Here is a 331-nt window from a genome sequence, read left to right as displayed (position 1 = left end):
ACTGGCGTCGCTTTTCCATTGCGAGTCGACGGCATAGTCGCGCACTTCGCGGGCGCGCAGGCCCAGCCGGCCGAGGAAATAGCCCTGGCGGTTGCCGGCGCGTATTTCCTGTATCGCATCGAGGGTTTCCGCCAGGGCCTGGGTGAACCGCGCGGTGCTGTCGTTCTCGAGCTTTTTGAGGTGCTTGACGCGTTTGCCCAACTGCACGGTGAAGTAGATCACCAGCGGGTTGAACAGCAGGATCAGCAACGCCAGTTGCCAGTGCATCCAGATCAGGATGGCGGCCGTGCCGGTCAAGGTGAGCATGGCCACCAGGAAGCGGCTGAGGGTT

The 331-nt window shown here is 62.5% G+C and carries 1 protein-coding gene; it reads right to left on the bottom strand.

The genetic code is table 11. The features are described from left to right. Window positions 1-331, bottom strand: a 331-nt coding sequence (locus QWI17_RS09105; RefSeq protein ID WP_302722197.1) for an ABC transporter transmembrane domain-containing protein, incomplete at both ends; no start/stop codon positions are given.

The sequence above is a fragment of the Gilvimarinus gilvus genome (assembly GCF_030518155.1).
Taxonomy (GTDB): Bacteria; Pseudomonadota; Gammaproteobacteria; order Pseudomonadales; family Cellvibrionaceae; genus Gilvimarinus; species Gilvimarinus gilvus.
The sequence above is the reverse complement of the archived record's forward strand: the minus strand, read 5'-3'. Positions and strand labels throughout refer to the sequence as shown.